The organism is Novipirellula artificiosorum (assembly GCF_007860135.1).
In the GTDB taxonomy this organism is placed as follows: domain Bacteria; phylum Planctomycetota; class Planctomycetia; order Pirellulales; family Pirellulaceae; genus Novipirellula_A; species Novipirellula_A artificiosorum.
Genome location: NZ_SJPV01000001.1, coordinates 868500 through 891125 on the forward strand (window position 1 = coordinate 868500; position 22626 = coordinate 891125).

Here is a 22626-nt window from a genome sequence, read left to right on the forward strand (position 1 = left end):
TAGAGGAAAAAGTAAAGACAACGATCGAGATGAAATGGATCCTGGCCGATACTGGCTAGCTTCCAAATCCGATGAACATAGCTGGCATGTCGCGAGTTGATGCAGGAGACGGATCGGCAATCGATTGTGTCGGTTTCTCCTCGGCTCTTCGCGGCGGATCCTGACGTGGTGGAACAACGATCCGCTGTTCTGCGATTGTGCGAACGTTTTGAGCCTGCGTGGTGAACGTAGCGATGGCGTTTTGCAACTTAGCAGAAAGCATCGATTCAACGACTTGCATCTGATTCTTGAGGTCACGATGAATCTGTGTCGCTTGATCCAATGTCATTGAAAGTGTGGACAGGCCTTTGGGAGTGGGGATCTCCAACTTCATCTTGCTCAGAATGGGATCGAGCAACGCGTCGACAATCTTGTTGAGTGGCTTCAGAATGATCCCGGCGATATCCTGAGGCTTCTCGAGCACCTCGCGAACATTGAAACGCTTCGTCTGACGAGTGATTGGGTTTTTGATGTTGATTTGCTTGGTGATTACCGAATCAATCTTTCCGACAAGCTCTTCAGCACCTTTGATTGTGTCTCCGCTACGGCGTACGGAGTCATGTACGATGGAGAATGCTGCGAACACCCCATCGATTATTTGGAAGGACGAAGCGATTTTCTGTGTCTCAGCGCTAACCTGAGCAATACCGTCAGCAGTCGTCCGGATCGTCCAACGACTACGCGATGCAACGTCATCCAACGAACTCGTTAAATGAGGGTGGTATTTGGCTAACTCCGTCGCGCTTACCAAAGCCTGTCGATAGGCATCGATCTCGCGTTTGCAGGAATCCAGTTTTGCCCGCCCAATGGCGATGGTTTGACGTAGGTTCTTAACGCGTTGCTTGGCTGGCTTGAGGACATCTCGCTCGAAGGCGTCGGCCTTTTTGCGAACGCTAGCGACTTGCTTTTGGACGCGGTCGATATTCTTCTTCAGATGACGGGCTACGGTGCGGACGTGCGGCAAAGACTGGTAGGGCGTCAGGCGATCGGAGAGGCGTTTGAGGCGGCGATCGAAGTCACGGATCAATGACGTCGTTTTGATGCCCACCTTGATGCCTTCCTCGAATCGCCATGCGGCTTGATCGAGGTCAACCAATTGAGACTGGAAAGTACTGCATTGCGAATCAAGTCGCTTCAGATCCGCATCGATGGCCGCGCAGTTGGGGAAACGCGCAGAAATCGCAGCTGATGCCGACGGGGTGGGCAAAACCAATGATAGACCACAAAGAAGCGTGAGGGTGGTCAGGATATTTCGGAACATGCGTCCAGGCTCGGCTCAAGGGGCGGCAAAATGTCGCGGCCAACATGGCACTGACCCTCATCCCAGCGGACGCGGCGTCCAACAGGGGACACCCTTTGCCAAAGAATCTTCCAAGTTTTGGCGGAATACGGATCTCCGGGGATAAAACTGGCTCATCCGACGGAAGCGCGCGGAACCCAGACTCGAGGTTTTTTGGAGGTTTGGCTCCGGTGTCCAATGATCTCTTAAGAAAGAGTCCCCAACGGACGGTCGTCCGCTGGGAACCGGTAGCACCCTTGGCGCACCGTCGACCGGGATATCCCTTGTCAAGTTGCACCTCTGCAGAGCTCCACTCCGTTTCTCCCGGCAACTGCACGATAACAAGTGAAAATAGCTCCTGCCAGCAATGATTGGACACCGGAGAGATGCCTCGAAAACCTCCTGCGCACGCTTCCGCCAGATGAGCCTAAAACTCTGACGCCGGCGTAGCCGAAACGCTAGACATGGCGCGCTGTACGGCGAGCGAGAAAAAACATGGCGACAGGCAACAACAGCAACGTACCGTAAACGATAGCCATCATTCTGTAGTCGGTGCCATTCGAGGTGTCGCCCTCGGCCAAAACAAAGACAATTCCAAATAGGGCGAAGGCCACGCCGAAGGCGAAGGGTTGCGTCTTGGCACGCCAAAGGCGATGGATCACAACGATGGAAATCGACGAAGAAAGAAAGAGGGTGAACGCCCAAAGCAGCATCGAGAAACGATGTCCCATGAGGCCATCGAGAGTCGAGACGAACAAAACCCAAAGCAGCAAAGTAAGCCCGATTGCTAGTGTGGCAGGCACGAGGGAAGCGAGGAACCGTAGACGCGAATGAGGAGCTGCATCCGATGTCGGCGATGTCGGTGACTGATAGGGGTTTACCGTTTTCATTCAGATCGCTGTCAAGCTTCGGTCGGACAATGAATCATTTTGCGTGGGTGAGACGGTCGCGTTGATTCTCCCATGGGATCTCAGGTAATTCTAACGAAAGACTGCACCATCGTGTGTCGGTGTAGCGAAGTTGCTTCGTTTGGCCGATGGTTACCATTATCGCTGGGTTAGCACGGACACGCTGTTTGGTATCCGGTGACGTTTGTTCGCAGAGTTTAATCGTGACCAGCAGTTGCGATTCAGCAACGGTGAGTGCATGCACCGTTGTGATAGCAAACAGGCTAGCGATGAGCGGAGCGGTACCGATGGCGATCCAACAGGAGTTAACCACAGAGGACACGGAGAACACAGAGAAAGGCGAGCCAATGCCTCGGTGGACTCTGCGCTCTCAGTGGTTCAATATAGCCCTCACCCATTCGACGATAGAGACCGGCGAGGGGATCGATTGAATCGACGTAGCCATGATCCAATCGGCTTGCCGATCACTTACCGTGGCAAAAAATTCTCAACGGCGCGTCGTGCGGCCGACGGCGACTGCGGCGTCGCATCCAAGGTTTACCTAAACGTCTAGCAGCTTCTCGGAACTTTATCCGCATTCAGCCTGAGTGTTATGTCAAAGCAGCAATACTCGATAAAGAGCCTGTGCCTAACAGTTACCCAGGCGGGATTCACACCCGCTAATCTTCAAACCAATTCCAGTCCGCATCGTACACGCGTTGGGATTTGACCTATTGCGTGCGTTTGTGTTCCATGCCTTTGATCCTCAAGTGTGCATTTAGGAATGCAACGATCTCTTGGTATTTTTCACGGTTGGCCGTCAGCAAATCATTGTGAGCCACACCCTCGAAGACGACAAGCTGTTTCGGTTCACGGGCAGCATCGAAAAGCCGTTGAGTTTCTGACAGTGTCGTGTGAGCGTCACAGTCTCCACCGGCAACGAGAATTGGACACCCCGCATTCTCAATATGATCAATGGGGCGCAGTTGCGACGGCAAAACACCCAGCCGAGGGTTCAACTGAACAAGCAGAGCGGGAGTAAGGAAATAGCTTAACGCACCCAGCCGCATCGACACACGGTTGTGCACTGCCTCGCTAATCGTTGGATAGACCGACTCCAGGACTAAGGCGTCAAGATCGAGGGGAGATGCCAAGAGAGCCGCAGCGCCACCAAGAGAACACCCAATCAGACCAATTCGGTGATTTGGATTCCTGCTACGCGCAAACGCCACTGCCGCCACTGCATCGAGCCGTTCGCGATATCCTGCGGTAATGTTGTCGCCGAGAGACTCACCATGTCCCTGGAGGTCAATCAGTAGCGTCGCGTAGCCGACGTCGTGGAGCAACATGGCACGGCCCAACATTGACCGTCGGTCGCCACGAATAGGGTGAAGCAATATCACTGTAGCCGTCGCGTTTTCACAAGGAACGAACCAAGCCGCTAGTGACGAACCAGAACCGGAAGGAATGGTCGTGGATTCGATTCGATACCCACTGGGAGGAGGCCCGACCGCGTGATTCGAAGGCGCAACGAGAGCACCGGCGACGAACCATACCGTGCCAGCGAACGCTATCCCTGAAATCGCACAAACGACAAACAGCAGTTGTCGGATTCGTTGCCGATTCATTGGGCGGGTCACAGAACGGTACCGACGTGGAGCATGTGGCTTGACACCTTTTGATCGAGCATCCCGTCAGATAGGAAATCCAACGGCCAGGGGCGTGACGATGAGTCTAGCAGTGAGCCATCGGCCGATCAATCATTTTTTCGTTGCGTGGATGCTATGAAGCACCGTGCAATGCCGAACGGAAGCGACAGTAATATGACGCGTCCTATTCATAGGATTCGGATCTTGATTGACGCCGACTCCGTGCCGTCATGGGCTTCGCAAAAAGGTTAGGGATCCTGCTGTGGCACAAACCAATCAGGTGTGCCGAACCAGTCATGCATTTCTTTTTCAAACGGAGCGACCACCTGTTGCGGTTCTGGAAACTCGCCCTGGTCCTGAGTTTCGACGATCCACACCGCCAGTGCGGCCCTCATCCGAAGCAGCGTCTCTCGATGTTCCGGCTTCGGCGAATCGGCTAAGTTGTGAATTTCATGAGGATCATGGACCGTGTCAAAAAGCTGCTCTTCTGCAACGCGCGGCGACATCAACTCCGCTGCGGGCCCTTGCAATTTCCCCGCCGCCATCAGCTCACGCATCAACGGCTTGATCGGAAAACATTTCTCTTTGTAGCGGTTCAATGATGTAAAGTGGCGATCGGGATAGTAGTTGCGGATGTAGTGGTAACGCTTGCCTCGCACGCTACGGATCCGGTTCACTGTTTCGTCGATACGGTCACGTGCTGAAAAAGCATACTGCCGTTCGGGACCAACCGCGTCACCCAGGAAAGCACGCCCCTGCATTCCCAGCGGACGGTCGATACCCGCAAAGCCAAGCGTCGTCGGGGTCACGTCAATCAGACTGATGACTTGATTGCTAACCGTCCCAGGTTTGTAGTTTGCGGGTGCCGGAAAGTCTTTGGGCCAATACACGATCATCGGCACATGCAAGCCCGTGTCGTAGCACCAGTGAATGCCACGAGGTTCGATGCGGCCGTTGTCTCCAAAGAACAGGATCACCGTGTTGTCCGCCAGTCCATCCTCGGCTAACTGGTCCAAGATTCGTCCAATGGTCTTGTCCATTCCCGAAATGGAGTTCAAGTAGCGTGCCCACTCCTTCCTCACCAGCGGATGGTCAGGGTAATAGGGTGGCGGTGTCACGTTGTCTTCCGTGGCGATCTGCTCGTGCGTTCGCTCACCCTTCCATTCGACGCGAGGCTGCTGCCATGTCTGACGATCATAGATGTCGTACTCGGCCTCGAGAGTATTCACCTGAGCGAAGAACGGTTGGTGCTCCTTCAGATCTTCCCATCGGTTCGAATCGTAGAGCGGCCCTTCGTTGACAAAGTTCAAGTCCAACTTCCCAGAGCCTACTTCCTGGTCTCCCACCGTCTTGATGTTTGCCGTGAAATACCCCGCCTGCTTCAGGCGGTGCGTGATTGGACGCACTCCTTCCGGCAATCGATATCCATCATCGCGATGTGACCGCATGTTGTGGGTGTCGGTCGTCGTTTGATACATACCGACAAAGAACGCGCTGCGGCTAGGCGCACAAACCGGTGAGGTGGAAAACACATGCGTGTACCGCATTCCCCTTTCCGCCAGGCGATCGAGCACCGGCGTTTGGACATTCCTGGCGCCATAGCAGCCCAAATCGAGCTTCAGGTTCTCGCCGACAATCCAAAGGATATTCGGCTGAGCAGCGGCGGAAAAACCGGAAATCGAAAGGGGCGTCATTGCCAGAATGGACGCAAGCAGCCAATTTTTCATGTCTCTCTCTCTCAGAATGCCCCAAGAACGTGAGGGGTGAATGGATTTGGGTCCGCAGCGAGCCGGAGCACGAAGTCGCCCCCGGTCACGATACGAGCGAACACTCAAGCATCATGTATAATGCAGCCGTGCCGTTTGAAGAAGACATCCACGTCCCACCCCAATGGCCTCCGCTAACTCTCCCACCTCCTCCCGCCCCCAAAAGCAAGCATGTTACGGCGCACCCCTGCCCTTTTCGTTATCGGTTTGATGCTATGGAGTCCCACGACGTCACAGGGACAAGCCACCCCAAACGCTTATCGATGGATCGAAGGCGAAACGGGTAATGCCAATGGGGAAGTGAATGTGACCGGCTGGGGCAACACCGAGTTTCTGTCGGAGGGCCAGTGGTTGCATTGCAGTATCGCTCCGAACGAAGTGGACAAGCAAGTCGCCGATGAGGGACTGCTGATTCAGTATCCCTTCGAGGTAACCGACGAAGCAACGTACCAAATTTGGAGCCGGATCGGGTTCGAGTTTGCCAGATCACCCTTTGATTGGCGAATCGACGATGGCGAGTTCCAGCGAATCGAAGCGGACGAACTGACGTCCGATTTGATGGAGATCGATTTTTGGTGTGAAGTCGCATGGCTGCAGTTAGGCGAGCAGTCGCTTACCAAGGGGAAGCACCGCCTCGAGTTTCGTTTGCCAAAAACGCAAGACGAACAGGGCAAGCGGCAACGAATCCTGTTCGCGTTGGATGCCGTTTGCATCACCGCCGAGAATTTTTCGCCGAACTCAAAATACAAGCCTGACGAAGAGAGCTGTGATGACCGCGATCGACGGGCCAGCAAACACGTTTTCAAATTCGAAGAAGGTTCGCAGCCAGGCCAGCGAGTTTCGTTGTCGCTCAAGGGGCTTTGGGAAGTTTGCCGCGATGACGAACAGCTGCCGGGACCGGTTGCCGCGCCGATCGACTCGTTACCGACCACAACGCACTTCAAAGCGATCGAGGTCCCCGGCGACAAGAACCAACTTCGTCCCGATCTGCGGTTCGCTCATCGACTCTGGTACCGAACGCGCGTCGCGGTGCCGAAGTCCATGGCTGGCCGATCGTTCTTTTTGGACTTTCCGCAAAACAATCTGAACACCACCGTTTATGTCAATGGAGAGCGATGTGGATTTGAAAAGAACCCGTTTGTGCATTTTCAAATCGATGTATCGAAAGCCATTCGCGTCGGCGACGTGAACGAAATTTGGGTCGGTATTCGTGATGCATACTACGGTCGTTCAGCAGATCCCAAGCGCCCCATGAAGCTGAGAAAAACGTTCAACCTTCCACCAAAATTCCTCAGCGATGGCTTTCAAGAACTTGATTATCCGATTTGGAATTGCCCGCAATCAGGCATCTTGAGCACACCTTCGCTGATCGCCGCTGGCGGAAACGTCTACACAGCGGACGTTTTTGTCAAACCCTCCGTCGCCAAGAAACGACTGGATTGCGAAGTGACCCTTCACAATCCCTCGGAACAAGACTTTGCCGGCCAGATACGCGTCGATGCAATCGAGGATCAAACCGGTCACGTTGCGCATTCATTTGCTCCGCAGCCCGTCAACGTGCAAGCTGGAAACACCTTAACCCATGATCTGTCGAGCGATTGGGAAAACCCGGAATTGTGGTGGCCCGATTCGCCGCATTTGTACCGGTTGCGAGTGACGCTGGAAGCCGAGGGCCATCCCGTGGACGTGTCCGAAACACGTTTCGGATTCCGAGAATGGCTGCGAGCGGGAACCCAGTTCACACTCAACGGCGTTGTCTGGCACATGTGGGCCGATTTGGTTGGCGAAAAAAGCAACCCGGACGCTTGGCTGGAAGCTTACCACCGAACCCACCAACGCACGATGCGCATGTCGACGGCCGGCCAAGCATCCCATGACGCACGATGGATGGGAATGGAGCCGCACAAAGCACTGGATTTCTTTGACCAAAACGGTGTTGTCGTTCGTCGTAACACCACGCTCGACGGCGAAAAGATCGGCAGCGCGTTCAGCGAAAAAGATGCGGAAACGATCAAGCAACAGAACGGCGTCGATATCAAACTGGCGCTGATGGAGAATTGGCGTGACCAATGCGTTGCCCAGGTCAAGGGTGAACGCAATCACCCGTCGATCCAGATCTGGACGATCGAAAACGAATTTGCGTACATCAATCTGATCAATTTGCTCGGCAATTCGCCCCGAATGGACCTTTACGAACAATTGATCACCAAGACACACGACGCGGTGATGGCCGTCGATCCGACTCGTAGCGTGATGATCGACGGTGGTGGAGCGACCAAGGAGAACACGCTCGGCGTTCATGGCGATCACTATGTCGCCACGCTTGACAATCGTTATCCTGACTTGGCCTACCAACCGTTTGTCGAGGGCGGCGGGCGCGGGCGTTGGAAATGGGACCAAATGCGCCCCCGCTTCATCGGCGAGGATTGGTATGCGAACGGTATCAATCCGGCCGACTACGCGACCTGGGGGGGTGAAGTTGCGTTCCAGGGCAAAGCGGCGACCAAGGACGCGGTGGCGTTGATCTATCGCATGCTCAACGAAGGCTACCGCTGGGGTGGCCACTATGCCGCGTGGCATTTCTGGCTCGGAAACGACGGCGGAGAGGCACAATGGGGATCGAACGTCCCGCGAGCAGCCTTCGTTCGCCAATGGGATTGGACGTTCGGTTCCAATCAAAAGGTGAATCGCACCTTCGGTCTCTTTAACGACACGCAGTATGCCGACCCCATCACGTTCACTCGGCAGTTGCTGATGGATGGAGTCGACGTCGCTGCAAAATCCTCGACGCATCATGTTGCTCCTGGGACGGCCGAAAAATTTGACGACACACTCACGATACCGAAAGTAACCCAGCGTCAGGAAGCGAAGTTGCAACTGGCGTTGACGGTTGACGACAAGCTTGTGTTTCAGGACACCAAGGCCGTTTCCATTTTGCCCACGGTCAGCGCCGAGGGAATCGAACCTGGGATGCTGGCCGTTTGGGATCCCGGTGGAGAAACAACCGAGTTTCTTCGTGGGGTTGGTGTCGATTTCTTGGCGATGGATTCGTTTGACCAGATGCCTGACGAAGTCAAAGTCCTGCTAATCGGACGAGATGCCATCGACGAATCCGACTGCACGTCAACGAAGCTTTCTGTACTCGCAGCGCGAGGTCACGCGGTGGTGGTCTTGGATCAATCACATCCGCTGAAGTACCAAGCCATCCCCGCCGAAATGAAACTCGCACCGGCGACGAAACTAGATTCGTTCGACAACGAGATCGTCACCCACAACGGTACGACCGCGTTCATCGAAGTCGCGACGCATCCAGCCCTGGCAGGTCTCCTCGACAAAGACTTCTTCACCTGGGGCCCCGACCATCTGGTATTCCGAAATGCCTACCTGAAACCAACTCGTGGTGCCAAGAGCTTGATCCAGTGCGGCCCGCGATTGGAATACAGCGCTTTAGTGGAATTACCGGTCGGTCAGGGCGTGATGTTCTTGAGTCAATTGGATGCTGGCTCGAAGCTGAAACACAATGTTGTCGCGCAGCACGTGGTGATGAACCTCCTTCGTGCAGCAAGAGACTATCGATTGGAGTACGCAGAGGTTGCGTCTGCGATTGCCGACGAGGGCTTGTCGGAAGCTGTCGCAGCGATTGGGCTGCAGCATGCAAATGTGGCCGATGCCCAAGCCGCGATTTCCGACCCGCAGAAGAAGATTGCCCTTGTTTCGGCGACCCCTGAATCACTCAAACAACTCGCGGCCCACCCTGAAGCTTTGAAGTCGTTTTGGACATCCGGAGGCACCATCGTTTTGTGTGGGCTCACGCCCGAGGGTCTCAAGGATTTCAATCGCATCGTCGGTGTCGAACACCAAATTCGCCCGTTCGTCTGCGAACGCGTCACGTTTCCAACCGTTCGCCATCCGCTGACCTCCGGGATCACCAGCGGGGACATCGTGATGCTCTCGGGCAAACGCGTTTTCGGCTGGACCAAAGATGAATACCTCTCCTCGGACGTTTTTTCCTACGTGGTTGATTTGGATGAACTCTCCTCCTTCGCCAAAAGCAACTTCTTCGCAATGGACAAAATCACCAACGGCTTTGTTGGGGCAGATGGGTGGCCTCAAATCATTGATTTCGAGTACCCCAAAGACGGATCCCCTTACGAATTCCGCATGGATTTGGGCCAATCGGAAACGGTGGTCAGCTACACGCACGATCCATCATTGAACTACAACCCAACCACCAAAATCGCACTACAGTTTGACGGCAAAGACCGAGTGGAATTTGACCTGGATGGATCAGGAGAGGCTCAAACCTTCCAAATTGAACCGCCACGAAAAACAGAACGTGTCGTTGTGCAATTGGTCGCGCAAGACTTTGATCCCACAAAACGCCCTTTAATTGGAATCGATAACATCCAACTGAACGTCCAACGTTCCGCAAATTGGACCTCGACGGTCAAGCCGATGCTGAATCTCGGCGGCTTGGTTCAATACGCCAAAGGCGACGGGGGTGTGGTTTTGTGCAATTTGAAATTTCTCGCTAACGAAACCGTGCCAATCAACCAAGTCAAGAAACGAGCGATTCTTGCTGCGGTCCTGCGAAACCTAAAGGCTCCCTTCTCCGGCGGAGCAACCGTGATCGCCGGCAGCGATCTTGTTTGTAACCCACTCGATCTTCACACCAAAGCGACAACGTTTAAAGACGAACGTGGTTGGTACGGTAACAAGAAATTCACGTTCAAATCCTTGCCGTCTGGCAAGCATGAACTCGCCGGTGTGACCTACAACATCTACGACATGCCGACCTCGCCGGTGCCCGAAGTGATCATGCTCGGTGGCGATCGAATTCCGCAAAATCTGCCGTTGGAAGTCAATGGCATTCCGGCGAACTGCCAAGCCGAGGCATTGTTCTTCCTGCATACGGCTCGCGTCGATCGGCGGTTAAGTGACCGCGAAAAGAAAGCCGGCAAGCAATTGGAGATTTGTCGCTATGTCATCCACTACGAAGATGGAAGCAGCGAAACGATTCCGGTGATCAGCGGAATCCACATTGACGATTACCGACAAAGCAAGCCTGGTTCGTTACCCGCTGCCCAATTAGCGTGGTCGGCGCCTTATGAAAATTCCGATCAGTCGGCGGCATTGTTTGCGATGCAGTGGAACAATCCACATCCGGGTAGACGGATTGCAACCATCGACATGCGTTACGGCAGCGAAGAGCGGGCCGGAGTGCCCTGTTTGATCGCAGTGACTGCGGTGACGGTGCCCCCGCACGCCCCATGACGGCGTCTCGCAAGACGTCGCTGGATCGACCCGCGACGGCGAGGAACCTAACCATGCTTGGCGGTCCAACACCGGGTGGGGTCGAGCCGCTGCAGATCAACACTTGCCTTGCCCCTTAAAATTATTTGGATGGCACAAGAAATGCAGAAGTGTTGGGGATTGCTGCTGTACCTGCTCTCGGTCCTACCTCCATCCGTCCTCCGCAACATTTTCCGTAAACCACAATGACTTCGATCCATTCTACCGTATCGTCTCCCTTTCCCTCATCCAAGCGAGAGTGTCGACCAAACATGGCCCCTTCTTCACTGTTTGGCGATTTGAAGCCTTGGCCACGCCCCCGCGTGACGCTGCTGCTTACGATCTGTATCGCCATTGCGTCGGGCGCGAGTGCCTATCTGTCCTGGAGCGCTTTGACTTCGTCACCGATCGCCGGTTGCGGCAATGGCGAGTGGTTTGACTGTGGACATGTTACCAGTAGCCAGTGGTCACTGTGGCTCGGTGTCCCAGTGAGCGTATTAGCACTGGGGTTGTATGTGACACTAACGCTCGGTTTGGTCGCCGGCGCCAGCGGTCGATTCAATTCAAAGGTTCGCCAAATGGGATGGGCCATCGTCACGACCGCCGCGCTCGCGGCGGGGATCACGGCGGTTTGGTTTATCGCACTCCAGCTTTTCGTACTCGAACACATCTGTGTCTACTGCATGATCGCTCATGCGTGCGGCCTTGTCATCGCCGTGACCATGCTGGTGGCTAGTCCGTTTCAAGCCAAAACGATGGTGACAATGTCGGGGCTTGGTTTCGTTGGATTTGCGGTCTTGGCTGTTGGCCAGCTGTTTACCGAGCCGCCCGAAACATTTCGGATCGAACGTTTTGATAGTCCCGCTGTTCCCGAAACGGAGCTGTTTGAGTTCGATCCACCAGCGACCGACGACGAGGGCTTGTTTGAAGCGCCGATGATAGGCATGAGCATTGGTAAAGTAACGCGGTGGATGGCCGCTTGGCCGGGGCTGATGACCAGCGGCGTTTTGGTGCTGCAGGAGGGTGGCGAAGAGAAACCGGAGCAACGCGTCGCAGCGGTTCATGGCGGGACCATCCGGTTGGCGGTGGCACAGTGGCCGCATAGCGGTCCCGAAGATGCCAAGTATGTCTTTGTGGAGCTATTTGACTACTGTTGCTCGCATTGTCGCCACACTCATAAGGCCATTTCCGGGGCCAAAGAAGCATTGTCGGGTCAATTGGCGGTCATCTGCCTTCCGGTACCTCTGAACTCGGCATGCAATCCTACCGTGCGGGTCACGAACGCAACGTATAACGAATCGTGCCAATTGTCGACATTGGCCGTTGCCGTTTGGCGAGTCGACAGCGATCGCTTTTCGGATTTCCACAACTGGATGTTCGAAGGCGACGAGATTCCGAGTTTTGCAGCAGCGAAGGCGAAAGCGGAAACCATCGTGGATGCGGAAAAGCTGAAAACAGAATTAGCCTCGGGAGTCCCTGACAAGTACATCGCCAAACACATTGAGATTTACCGGCGAGTCGGCGAGGGGACGATTCCCAAACTGATGTTCCCGCAAACGAGCGTTGTCGGCGAATTCTCATCGGTGGAGGGATTGGTCGACCTGATTCGGCGAGAATCGAAGTAGACACGTCCAAACCGTCGACTCCGACCCTCGGCTTCCGCCCCCTCCGAGTGAGGCGTTGTTCCCAACCGCCTGCAAGACGTTACTCCGACGGAGGTTGATTTCCCCTCCATCCCGCGCGAAATTGCTTCAGTAGCTCTGCGACCAAGGCTGGGTACTGAGCTGCCACGTTGCGAGTTTCCATTGGGTCGACGTGGTGGTCGTAGAGTTCAACGAACAGTGGCTCGACCTCGGGGTGCTTTGTGTCCTTCCAGACCACGATCCGGTAGCGGTCGGTTCGCATCGCGTAGCCCATCAGATCGTCTTCGAACAGCTCTCGATCCCACTTGTCTCCCATCTGTTTCTTGATGCGTTTTTCGACCTCCGTCAGTAGTGGACCGAAGAACGTTTCACGCATCGCTGGGCGAAGCGGAAACGCAGCCCACTCTCGTAGCGCAGGGCTTGGGAATTGACTGAAGGCTGCTGTCTCCCAATCCCGGGATGGATCCACGATCAACGGTTGGAAGCTCGTCCCTTCTAAATGAGCGGGTGGCTCGATTCCCGCCAGATCACACAGCGTCGGGTACATGTCGACGAGTTCGACCAAGGCGTCCGTCGTCTTTCCACGCGTTGCCGCGGGCATACTGGGTGTCCAAATCATCATCGGAACGCGTGTGCCGATTTCATAGTTGGTCGCTTTGCACCAGATTCCCATTTCGCCAAGGTGGAAACCATGATCGCTCCACAGCAGGATAATCGTGTTGTCTCGCTCGCCGGATTCCTCCAATGCCGCGATCATCCGGCCAATCTGGGCATCGACGTAGCTGACACAAGCCAGATAGGCATGCTTCAGCGTGCGTGCGAGGTCGGGATCGAGGTCGCCGATTTTTGGGATACCGCTACGGACGCGCAATTCGAATGATGGATGAAGTCCCACCGCGGCGCCCTCCCGTGGCCCTGACGTTTGCGTGGCCATGGGAATCTGCTCGCGGTCGTAAAGATCCCAATAGCGCTGCGGTGCGATCCAGTTGAGGTGGGGTTTACTAAACCCCAGCGCGAGGAAGAACGGCTTGTCCCCTTCGGCAACCATCTCTTGCATCGCCATAATTGCGAGATCGGTGTTATGGCCATCGATGTAGGTATTATCCGGAACATCCGCACACTCGTAAGCTGGCCCTACCGCGAGGCCATACTTTGCCACCTCACCGTACTTGGCGAACATCTTCTCGCGAGCTTCCTGCTGGATCGCTACGTTCTCGGGAAGGGCAAAACTACTTCGATTTGCGTTGCGGCGCCCCACGGTTTGTTTCGCCGTAAATCTCCGATTCCAGGATCCCTCGTCATTGTCACCATGATGGAAGATCTTTCCGAAATTGACGGTGTCGTATCCATGCTGCGCAAAGACTTGCGGCAACGTCAGGATGTCAGGATTCAACTCGCGAATCTTGACATAGTTGTGAGTGATCCCGTTGGTATCGGGACGAGTCCCGGTCATGAGACTCGCTCGCGATGGCCCACAAATCGCTTGTTGGCAATAGGCGCGATTAAAAAGGAGGCCTTGTTTCGCCAAAGCGTCGATGTTCGGCGTCACCGCAATTTCGGATCCGTAGCATCCCAACTCAGGGCGCAAGTCATCGATTCCTAGAAACAGGATGTTTGGGTGGTCGGAGGTTTCGCCACGAACCTCGCGAGTCGCTGTGCTGCAACAAGCGAAAGCGACCAGAATCACCAGCGGAGAAAGAGGCTTCATGATACTTCGTTCCTATCGAACGACACGTCCGGAAGCGGATCCACCCATCAGGGCTTCCACTTCACTTCGAGTCGAGTAGTTAAAATCACCTTGAATCGAATGCTTCAAGCACGAGGCTGCGACAGCATAGTTGACTGCCATCTGCGAATCACTGAGTTCCGGCGTGGTCAAAGCAAACAGAAGCCCCCCCGCAAATGCATCGCCCCCGCCAACTCGGTCGACGATGTTCTTGATTTCGTAGGCTCGGTAATTCCCGTCCGAGTCGAGTGGCGCGAAAGCTGGCTGATCGGATGCGGCGTCGTAGAGCATGGCCCCCCAATTATTGTGGGATGCTGAAAGACTCTCGCGCAGAGTGATGGCCACCTTGCTGACATTCGGGAATTGAGTCACGACCTGACGCGCAACCTCCGGATAGCGGGACGTATCGAGTTTGCCACTGTGCACGTGGGTGTTGCCAGCTCGAATGCCAAGCACATCATGGCAATCTTCTTCGTTGGCAATCACGACATCGATGGAGGGCAAAATGGTTTGCATCGTTTCTCGAGCCAATTGACGAGTGGATCGGGACGAATCCCACTTCCATAATTTCCCACGAAAATTCAAATCGATGGAAACCGAACAGCCAGCCGCCTTCGCTTTTTGTGCAGCGACCAAGGTGGCGTGAGCAGCGTTCCTTGACAATGCAGGCGTGATTCCGCTCAGATGCAACCACTGGGCATCATCGAAAACCGCATCCCAGTCGTAGCGATCCGCGGGCGTGATCGCCACCGCCGAGTCCGCACGGTCGTAAATCACGTTACTGGGGCGCTGGTTGGCACCGGTTTCCAAGAAATAAAGCCCCAGCCGTCCCTCATCCGTGCGCAGCACATGCGTGGTATCGATTCCCATCGCGCGAACGGAATCCATGGTCGCTTCCGCCAAGGCATGTTTCGGTAGCGCCGTGACATACCGAGCCTTCCCACCGAAGTTGCAAATCGACGCTGCAACACTCGCTTCCGCCCCGGCATACGTGACTTCCAAGCCGCGGGTCTGACGAAGGCGAAGATTCCCAGGTGCCGCCAATCGGCCCATGATTTCTCCAAACGTGACGATCGGCTTGCTCATTGATTGTCCTTCGTTAAGCGTTTGATGACCTCTGCGGCGCGGGCGGTGATTCCGGCCCAATTCTCGTTATCCACCCACTCTTTCTTGACGATCCATGACCCGCCGATCGCCGGCACATTGGGCTCGCACAGATACGCCGACATGTTTTCAGCGTCCAATCCGCCTAACGGGAAATACTGAATGCCCAAATGTTTGTAGGGCGCTGCCATGCTGCGCAAGTAGGGAATCCCCCCCGAGGCTTCCGCCGGGAAAAACTTGACGAATCGGCAACCGAGTTCGATTGCTGCCTCGAGTTCCGAAGGAGTCGCAATGCCCGGCGCAAAGGGCAGCCCCGCTTGCTGTGCCGCACGGACCACACGGGGATTCATTCCAGGAGCAACGCCAAAATCCGCCCCCACCGCTTTGACTTCTTCCGCCGTTTCCGGCGAAAGGATCGTCCCCACTCCGACAAACATTTCGGGGACGTCCGCACAAACCGCCTTCAATGCATCCATCGCTGCGGGAGTCCGGAGCGTCAACTCGATCGCGTCAATTCCACCGGCCAACAACGCGCGCGTCAGCGGCACCGCATGCTCGGCGTTCTCAACGGAGAAGCCAGCGACCACGCGAGATTGCTTCAACCGCTGCAGGAGTTCTTCGGGAAATGCCATTACGGAGCCGCTTCCATGAACTCAACGGGCGATCCGCTGTGACGGGCTTGGAGGTCCATCGTTTCTTTCCTAAGTTTAGGGGGAAATCAATACCGAAACACGCTTGAGCGTCAAGTATTCCTGCAAACTGTAGCGAGAGCAATCATTACCGACACCACTCTGCTTAACGCCACCGTGAGGCAATTGCACGGCATAGTGCACTTCGTTCACACAAACACTTCCCGCTTCGATGTCGGCCGCCGCACGCAGGCCGCGTGACAGATTCGTTGTATAGACGTAAGCCGCTAATCCATATTCGGTATCGTTCGCCATCGCGATCACGTCATCCTCGTCGGTAAACCGAATCACCGGCAGCACAGGGCCAAAGATCTCGTCGCACGTGAGTCGCATGTCCGGCCGAACATCTCGCAGAATCGTTGGCTCCAAGTAGAAACCCGTAGCGGGTTGCGACGGAATTTTCCCGCCGCACACGATCGAGGCGCCTTGTTGCTCGGCCAACTCCACCAATTCGAGCACGCGACCGCGGTCCTTTGCGGTCAACATCGGGCCCATCCTACGACCTTCGCCGCGCCCTGCCCCAAGCGTGATCCCCGATGCATGTTGCTTTGCGGCCTCGATAAAGGACTCGTAGACCGATTCGTGGACGAAACAGCGGTTGGGCGAAACGCAAACCTGACCTGTGTTGGCAAACTTCAAGTCCACCACACTCGTCGCCGCGGCCTGAATGTCGGCATCATCATAGACGACCACCGGGGCGTTGCCGCCAAGTTCCACGGAGAAGTGCTTCACGTTGGTGCAGGATGATCTCATCGCGCCGACGCCAGCACGCGTGGAGCCGATCATGGTAAACATCGATGGGATATCGCTTTCCAACAGCGGCCCGGTCACATCATAGTCCGTGCCACTGATGACGTTCACGACGCCATCGGGTACACCCGACTCGACCAGCAATTCGGCACACCGCAGGGTCGCAAGGGGTGTCAACTGCGATGGTTTGATAATCGCCGTACAACCTGACGCCAGTACGGGCCCCAATTTGTAACCGAGGTTCAGCAGCGGAAAGTTCCACGCCAAGTAACCGACGACCACGCCGAGTGGTTGACGTTGAATGTAGTGCAGGAAACGCCCATCGGGATCAGGGATCACGGGTTGATCAATGCGAGCCGCTTCTTCGCAGAAAAAGCGAAGGCAGGTGATCAGCATGCCGAAGTCATACTCCGCATTGTCGAGTGGCTTGCCCGTTTCGGCAATCAAAAGATCAAGGATCTCGTCCCGATGTTGCTCGAGTCGCTTCGCATAGCCCAAGATAAGTGGCTGTCGCTGAGACAACGGCATCCGCGACCATGTCTTAAAAGCAACCCGAGCGGACGTGAGAGCCAGTTGGATGTTTGCCGCATCCACTTCGGGCGCCTCGCCGATGACCTCTTCGGTCGCCGGATTGGTGACGGGAAATGTTTTCCCCGTCGTGATCGGTTTTCCGTTAATGAGCATCGAGAAAGGTTTTTTTGTCATCATTCTTGCAGGGTTCGAGGTAGGAGCATCGAAGAGACAGGTGCCAAAGCGTGAGGGAATTCGAACGAGTGCGTCAAAAGCTGAGTGACGGTGCGAAGGGCAACAGCAGGGCCTACGCCTTGACTTCGGTTTCCCGCACTTCAAAAGACTTCATCGCATCCTCCTTCACCGTCACGCCAAGTCCCGGGCCGGTTGGCACTTGCGCCACTCCGTTCTCAACCCTGACAGGAACGTCAAACAACTCGTCACGCAGTGCATTGGGGGTACGGTCATATTCTAACAGGGATGGGGCAACTTCCTTACGGCCCGGCTCACGATACCCCGAAGCCAAAAAGTGAGTTGCCGCAGCGAGGTTCAACATCGTCCCCCAGCAGTGCGGCACCACGTTGATCCCCATCGAAGACGCCAGGCTGCGGATTTTCAACGCCTCGGAGATGCCACCACAATAGGCCAAATCAGGCTGCGCAATTTGAACACCGCCGGTGGACAACAGCCGCTGAAAGCCGTATCGCGTCTGCTCGCACTCGCCGGTTGCAATGGGGATATCGACTTTATCTTGCAATTGTCGAAATTGGTTCTCGAACTCGGGCGACAGCGGCTCTTCGAACCACCCAAAACCGTGTTCACTCAACACCCGTCCGATCTGAATCGCTTCGGGCAAGTCGTAAGCATGATTCGAGTCGGCCATCATCGTCATGTTTGGCAACGCCTTACGCATCGCTTCCACTTGGCGAATGTCAAATGCCAGGTTCTTGCCGACCTTGATCTTTAGCGCCTGAAATCCCTGCTGCTCATAGCAAGTCGCCTCCTCGACGATCGACAAGATCAGATCCGCTTCGGACATCTCTTTGAAATACATACCGGTCGCGTAACAAGGAACTTGGTCGACGTAGCGACCGCCCATCAAATCCGAGACCGACACACCGAGCGTCTTGCCGCGCAGATCCCAGAGCGCCATGTCGATTCCTGACATCGCGCCCATCATGATGCCACCGCGTGCAAAATCGAGACTGGCTCGCCACATCGTGTGCCACAACACATCGGTCGCGAGTGCGTCTTGCCCCATCAACCGCGGTGCGTAGAAACTGGTGATCGCAGCTTGGTAGACTTCCGATGGGCCATAGCACTCACCCCACCCGGTCGTACCGTCTTCGGCGACGATCTCCACCCACAACGTGTTGCGGGTGTCGTAGAACCACTGGGAAAAACCGAACGGCGTTTCCAAATGGTCTCGCAAATGATGGGTCCGGATACACTTGATTTTCAAAACTTCTGCCTCATGGATTCGAAAGATTCAATCGTCTGTTTCTGCTACGCGTTAGCGACCCAAACCATCTGCTCTTGCACCAGCGTCTCTTCTGGTTTCAGTGTCGAAGCGTATGCCATGACCACCGTCGCAATGATGATCACCAACACGCCAAGCGACATCAACTTCAACGGCCCATGCATCCCCTTCCATTCACCAGTCAAGAGTGCGGCGATGTTGCTGACAATCAGTGAAAGTCCCAACATCACAGGCCAACAAATCATCGTCCCAATGTCACCCATCAGCGCGACACCTTGCCCATAGATTCCCAGTGCTGCAAACCACAACAGCCCCGCAATCACCGCCCATTTCAGCGCACTCAACCCACCTGGCGTCTTAAAGGAACCAAACGACCTGTTCTTGATCAATAGAAAAACGGCATAACCGGCATTCATGAGATAGGCTCCCGACAACACGACCACCCAACGAGCCAATGCCGTGTTTCGTTGCAGCGCACCCGCCTGCTCGGCAATCCGGCCCACTTCCGATGTGTTGTCAAAACCAACGGCAAGCATCGCAGAAAAGATTCCACTCAACGAGGCAATGATCAGCCCCATGCGAAAGGCCTTGCCTTTCTTGATACCTTCCAGATCGACATTCGCTTCGGCGAGCTTTCGGTCACGCTGCAATCCGGCGATCGTCACAATCACCACGGCAACCGCCAACAACAGCAACCCGGCAAATAGAAAGGGCAAACTCGCGGGATTGACCGAATCAAACTTCAAAAACAAGGGGATCAGCGCACCGGCAATCGAACAAAGCCCCATCACAATTCCATAGGTCAGCGACATGCCGATGTAGCCGACCGAAACACCGAACATGATCCCCCCGACGCCCCAAACAAAGCCGAGCATCGCGCCGGTGACAAGTTCATCCGCCGGAGCCTGAGCCAGGACCGCGCCGAGATCCGGCACCACCAACAACGCCCAGAGGAGCGGAAAAACCACCATGGCCACCGTCGCATGAACCAGCCACCATGCCTCCCAGGCGAGCGGCTTGACATACTTCATGCCCAGCCCAAAGGTACCTTGAAACAGACTGGCGATCAGCACCAGCACCAAAGGAAAAAGGATGTCGCTCATTGCCATTGCTGTTCCTAGCCCATTTTCGTTGAGACTTGAGTCCCCGAGAACGCCCGTACCCAAAGCGGCTTGGCGAACCGGGAATGAGGTTGTGGAATCACGAAACGCTCGGTCTACTGATTCGGCGCCCACTTGCCATGGCAGACCGCGCCTTCGAGACGACACCCGCAGTTCGCGGGTATTGTATTACAATAACAACCTTGGTCAATGGGGAATCCCTTGAAACGAGCCCAATCTCCTCGAAATCTCTGCGCCCAAGTGGTTCACGAACTGGGCAACCGAATTCTTGCCGGCGATTTTGAGCCGGGCCAGCCCCTCCCTCAGGAAACAACCCTGTGCGATCAATTAGGGGTCAGCCGGACCGTCGTCCGCGAGGCGATCAAGTCACTCTCCGCAAAGGGACTCGTGCAATCACGCGCCAAACTGGGGACCCTCGTGCAACCCGCACGAGGCTGGAACTACCTCGATCCCGAAGTGCTTCAATGGCAGTTGCAAGCAGACACCAGTGGACGCCAACTCTTTCACTTGACCGAATTTCGACGAACGATCGAACCCGCCGCCGCCGCTCTCGCAGCGGAACGCGCTAGCGACGAAGAACTGCAGGACATTGCGGATGCATGCGATGACATGCGACGCAATGCGGACGACGTCGATGCCTTCCTGGTAGCCGATCTCCGCTTTCACACGTTGATCCTACACGCCACCGGCAACCCGTTCTTTGCACCCGTGGCCAACGCAATCAGTGTTGCGCTCGAATCGAGTCTGCGCGTGACGAATCGCCAACCTGCTGACAACCGCACGTCGGTCCCTGTGCACCAAAAAGTGATGAAAGCGATTGTGGCACGCAAACCGAACGCAGCCCAAGCAGCCATGCGTGCGTTGCTGAACGACGCAGCGAGTCGAATCGATCGTGCCTCAAAGAAAACGTAAGCCCCTTGGCGGCCAAAGACTTGATCGCTTCGCGAACCACCGTTCGGCTGACACCCATCTGCTCGCACAAGGTCGACTCCTGCGGCAACAGAATTCCTGGAGCAAACTCACCGGCCAAGATTCGGCTTCCCAAATCATGAACGACTTGGCCACATAAGTTCCGACGCGTCCGACGAGGCTGAATCACGATATCGACTATTTTTTTTCATGGAGGATCGTTGACCTCCCTATTGTATTACAATAATATGATCCAGCAAGGGGCTGATCCGGATTCGAACTCCAGGTCGATACCTGCGATCCATCGCTCCCCGACTGCGGAGCCCCCTGCCCCACCCTTCAACCTCAAGGCTCGCCCATCATGAAATTGCTTCTCACGGCAACGGCCGCCGCGGCTTGCTTGACCTGCTCCGTTGCCTTCACCTGCTCGGTGGCATGGCCAGCCGAGAAGCCAAACATCGTACTGCTGTTCGCAGACGATGCGGGGTACGCCGACTTTGGATTCCAAGGCAGCCGCCAATTCAAGACACCTCACTTAGACGAGCTTGCCGCTTCCGGCGTTCGGCTGAACCAATTTTATGTGACCGCTTCCGTTTGTGGCCCGTCGCGGGCGGGCCTCTTAACGGGGCGATACCAACAGCGTTTTGGCTTTATCGAAAACAACGTGCCGGGCATCATGAGTCCCAACGGCCGTTTCAGCGGTGAAGAAATGGGGCTGCCCCTTGATCTGCCTACGATGGGGAACCACCTGCAATCGCTTGGGTATCGCACCGCGATTTTTGGCAAATGGCACATGGGAGAAGCTGACCGATTTCATCCGACCAAGCGTGGCTTTGATGAGTTCTTTGGGTTTCGTGGTGGGGCACGAAGCTTTTTCGCTTACCCAACCAAGCGAATGCCAAATCTCGGTCGACGACTTGAACGAGGCTATGGTGATTTCAAAGAACACGAGGGTTATCTGACCGATGCGTTAGCCGACGAGGCTTGCGACTACATCGAGCGAAGCAAAGACAAGCCGTTTTTCGCCTACGTCTCCTTCAACGCGGTTCATACGCCGATGGAACCCGACCCAAAAGATCGAGAGGAGTTCCCCTCACTTCAAGGAAAACGTCGACAAGTCGCGCAAATGACTCTATCGCTTGACCGAGCCTGCGGCCAGATCATCCACAAACTCAATCAGCTTGGCCTTGCCGAGACCACCTTGGTTGTTTTTGCCAACGACAACGGCGGCCCGACCGATGCAAATGCTTCAAGCAACTATCCGCTCGCCGGAACGAAGGCCACTCAGCTCGAAGGCGGCATTCGTGTTCCAGGAATGATCGTATGGCCTGGGAAACTCGCACCGGGATCCGAGTACCCTCATCCGGTCAGCACACTCGATCTTCTCCCTACCTTTGTGAAGGCAGCTGGAGGTGAACCGGCCAGCATGGATGGACTCGACGGCGTGGACCTCTTACCTTACTTAACAGGAAGCCTCAGCGAACGTCCCCATCCGACGCTTTACTGGCAGATGGACAGTCGCGGCAGCATTCGCGACGGCGATTGGAAGATGATGCGATTTCCCGATCGCCCAGCCTATTTGTTCAACCTTGCCGACGATCCGTCCGAGCAGAACAACCTTGCCGACACCCATCCTGAATTGCTGAAGTCGCTGTACGAGAAACTGTTTGCTTGGGAACTCGAATTGCAGCGTCCACTCTTTATGCTCCGACGCCAAGAAGAAGGCTGGGTGAGTACGCTGTTTGATACCTATCGGAAACCACCGCCCCAAAACGATTGAAG

Annotated in this window: 14 protein-coding genes and 1 pseudogene; 4 read left to right on the forward strand and 11 right to left on the reverse strand. The window is 55.5% G+C overall.

What is annotated here, in order from left to right; translation table 11 throughout:
- Nucleotides 1-55 precede the first annotated feature (55 nt).
- The 4 genes from Poly41_RS03060 to Poly41_RS03075 all read right to left on the reverse strand — a co-directional run bounded on the left by Poly41_RS03060 (nt 56) and on the right by Poly41_RS03075 (nt 5581).
- Nucleotides 56-1300, reverse strand: a complete 1245-nt coding sequence (locus Poly41_RS03060) for a hypothetical protein (RefSeq protein ID WP_146524424.1) — start codon at nt 1298-1300, stop codon at nt 56-58.
- 476 nt (nt 1301-1776) lie between these two features.
- Nucleotides 1777-2208, reverse strand: a complete 432-nt coding sequence (locus tag Poly41_RS34750) for a hypothetical protein (protein ID WP_231615354.1) — start codon at nt 2206-2208, stop codon at nt 1777-1779.
- Nucleotides 2209-2936: 728 nt separating this feature from the next.
- Nucleotides 2937-3833: an alpha/beta hydrolase gene (locus Poly41_RS03070; protein WP_146524426.1), complete on the reverse strand. Its 897-nt coding sequence runs from the start codon at nt 3831-3833 to the stop codon at nt 2937-2939.
- A 269-nt stretch (nt 3834-4102) separates the two neighbouring features.
- Entirely contained in the window at nt 4103-5581 is a 1479-nt protein-coding gene (locus Poly41_RS03075) for a sulfatase family protein (protein WP_146524427.1), read from the reverse strand.
- Nucleotides 5582-5791: 210 nt separating this feature from the next.
- Here Poly41_RS03075 and Poly41_RS03080 point away from each other — a divergent pair, with 210 nt between their 5' ends.
- A complete protein-coding gene (locus Poly41_RS03080; protein WP_146524428.1) occupies nt 5792-10894 on the forward strand; it encodes a glycosyl hydrolase 2 galactose-binding domain-containing protein in 5103 nt (1700 codons plus the stop codon).
- Nucleotides 10895-11184: 290 nt separating this feature from the next.
- Nucleotides 11185-12537: a vitamin K epoxide reductase family protein gene (locus tag Poly41_RS03085; protein ID WP_197231030.1), complete on the forward strand. Its 1353-nt coding sequence runs from the start codon at nt 11185-11187 to the stop codon at nt 12535-12537.
- Between the two features lie 79 nt (nt 12538-12616).
- Here Poly41_RS03085 and Poly41_RS03090 read toward each other — a convergent pair whose 3' ends face one another.
- The 6 genes from Poly41_RS03090 to Poly41_RS03115 form a co-directional block, all read right to left on the reverse strand.
- On the reverse strand, nt 12617-14263 hold the full coding sequence (locus Poly41_RS03090; RefSeq protein ID WP_146524430.1) for a sulfatase: 1647 nt from the start codon (nt 14261-14263) through the stop codon (nt 12617-12619).
- A gap of 12 nt (nt 14264-14275) precedes the next feature.
- A complete protein-coding gene (locus Poly41_RS03095; RefSeq protein ID WP_146524431.1) occupies nt 14276-15367 on the reverse strand; it encodes a sugar kinase in 1092 nt (363 codons plus the stop codon).
- Complete coding sequence (eda, locus tag Poly41_RS03100; protein ID WP_146524432.1) at nt 15364-16017, reverse strand: bifunctional 4-hydroxy-2-oxoglutarate aldolase/2-dehydro-3-deoxy-phosphogluconate aldolase; 654 nt, start codon at nt 16015-16017, stop codon at nt 15364-15366. Before eda ends, Poly41_RS03095 begins: the two co-directional genes overlap by 4 nt.
- Nucleotides 16018-16092: 75 nt before the next feature.
- Nucleotides 16093-17532: an aldehyde dehydrogenase family protein gene (locus tag Poly41_RS03105; protein WP_231615356.1), complete on the reverse strand. Its 1440-nt coding sequence runs from the start codon at nt 17530-17532 to the stop codon at nt 16093-16095.
- Between the two features lie 109 nt (nt 17533-17641).
- Nucleotides 17642-18796, reverse strand: a complete 1155-nt coding sequence (locus tag Poly41_RS03110; protein WP_146524433.1) for a mandelate racemase/muconate lactonizing enzyme family protein — start codon at nt 18794-18796, stop codon at nt 17642-17644.
- Nucleotides 18797-18840: 44 nt separating this feature from the next.
- Nucleotides 18841-19917: an L-rhamnose/proton symporter RhaT gene (locus tag Poly41_RS03115; RefSeq protein WP_146524434.1), complete on the reverse strand. Its 1077-nt coding sequence runs from the start codon at nt 19915-19917 to the stop codon at nt 18841-18843.
- A 219-nt stretch (nt 19918-20136) separates the two neighbouring features.
- Here Poly41_RS03115 and Poly41_RS03120 point away from each other — a divergent pair, with 219 nt between their 5' ends.
- Nucleotides 20137-20847, forward strand: coding sequence for a FadR/GntR family transcriptional regulator (locus Poly41_RS03120; protein WP_146524435.1), 711 nt, complete (start codon nt 20137-20139; stop codon nt 20845-20847).
- 55 nt (nt 20848-20902) lie between these two features.
- On the opposite strand, the pseudogene Poly41_RS03125 reads toward Poly41_RS03120, so the two are convergent.
- A pseudogene (locus tag Poly41_RS03125) lies at nt 20903-21034 on the reverse strand (FadR/GntR family transcriptional regulator); the annotation flags it as partial.
- Nucleotides 21035-21205: 171 nt separating this feature from the next.
- On the opposite strand from Poly41_RS03125, the gene Poly41_RS03130 reads away from it, so the two are divergent.
- Nucleotides 21206-22624, forward strand: a complete 1419-nt coding sequence (locus tag Poly41_RS03130; RefSeq protein ID WP_146524436.1) for a sulfatase-like hydrolase/transferase — start codon at nt 21206-21208, stop codon at nt 22622-22624.
- Nucleotides 22625-22626: the final 2 nt, after the last annotated feature.

What these genes read in the sequence shown, in the direction of transcription:
- Poly41_RS03060 (WP_146524424.1), bottom strand. Translation starts at nt 1,300, where the DNA reads ATGTTCCGAAATATCCTGACCACCCTCACGCTTCTTTGTGGTCTATCA.
- Poly41_RS34750 (WP_231615354.1), bottom strand. Translation starts at nt 2,208, where the DNA reads ATGAAAACGGTAAACCCCTATCAGTCACCGACATCGCCGACATCGGAT.
- Poly41_RS03070 (WP_146524426.1), bottom strand. Translation starts at nt 3,833, where the DNA reads ATGAATCGGCAACGAATCCGACAACTGCTGTTTGTCGTTTGTGCGATT.
- Poly41_RS03075 (WP_146524427.1), bottom strand. Translation starts at nt 5,581, where the DNA reads ATGAAAAATTGGCTGCTTGCGTCCATTCTGGCAATGACGCCCCTTTCG.
- Poly41_RS03080 (WP_146524428.1), top strand. Translation starts at nt 5,792, where the DNA reads ATGTTACGGCGCACCCCTGCCCTTTTCGTTATCGGTTTGATGCTATGG.
- Poly41_RS03085 (WP_197231030.1), top strand. Translation starts at nt 11,185, where the DNA reads ATGGCCCCTTCTTCACTGTTTGGCGATTTGAAGCCTTGGCCACGCCCC.
- Poly41_RS03090 (WP_146524430.1), bottom strand. Translation starts at nt 14,263, where the DNA reads ATGAAGCCTCTTTCTCCGCTGGTGATTCTGGTCGCTTTCGCTTGTTGC.
- Poly41_RS03095 (WP_146524431.1), bottom strand. Translation starts at nt 15,367, where the DNA reads ATGAGCAAGCCGATCGTCACGTTTGGAGAAATCATGGGCCGATTGGCG.
- eda (WP_146524432.1), bottom strand. Translation starts at nt 16,017, where the DNA reads ATGGCATTTCCCGAAGAACTCCTGCAGCGGTTGAAGCAATCTCGCGTG.
- Poly41_RS03105 (WP_231615356.1), bottom strand. Translation starts at nt 17,532, where the DNA reads ATGATGACAAAAAAACCTTTCTCGATGCTCATTAACGGAAAACCGATC.
- Poly41_RS03115 (WP_146524434.1), bottom strand. Translation starts at nt 19,917, where the DNA reads ATGAGCGACATCCTTTTTCCTTTGGTGCTGGTGCTGATCGCCAGTCTG.
- Poly41_RS03130 (WP_146524436.1), top strand. Translation starts at nt 21,206, where the DNA reads ATGAAATTGCTTCTCACGGCAACGGCCGCCGCGGCTTGCTTGACCTGC.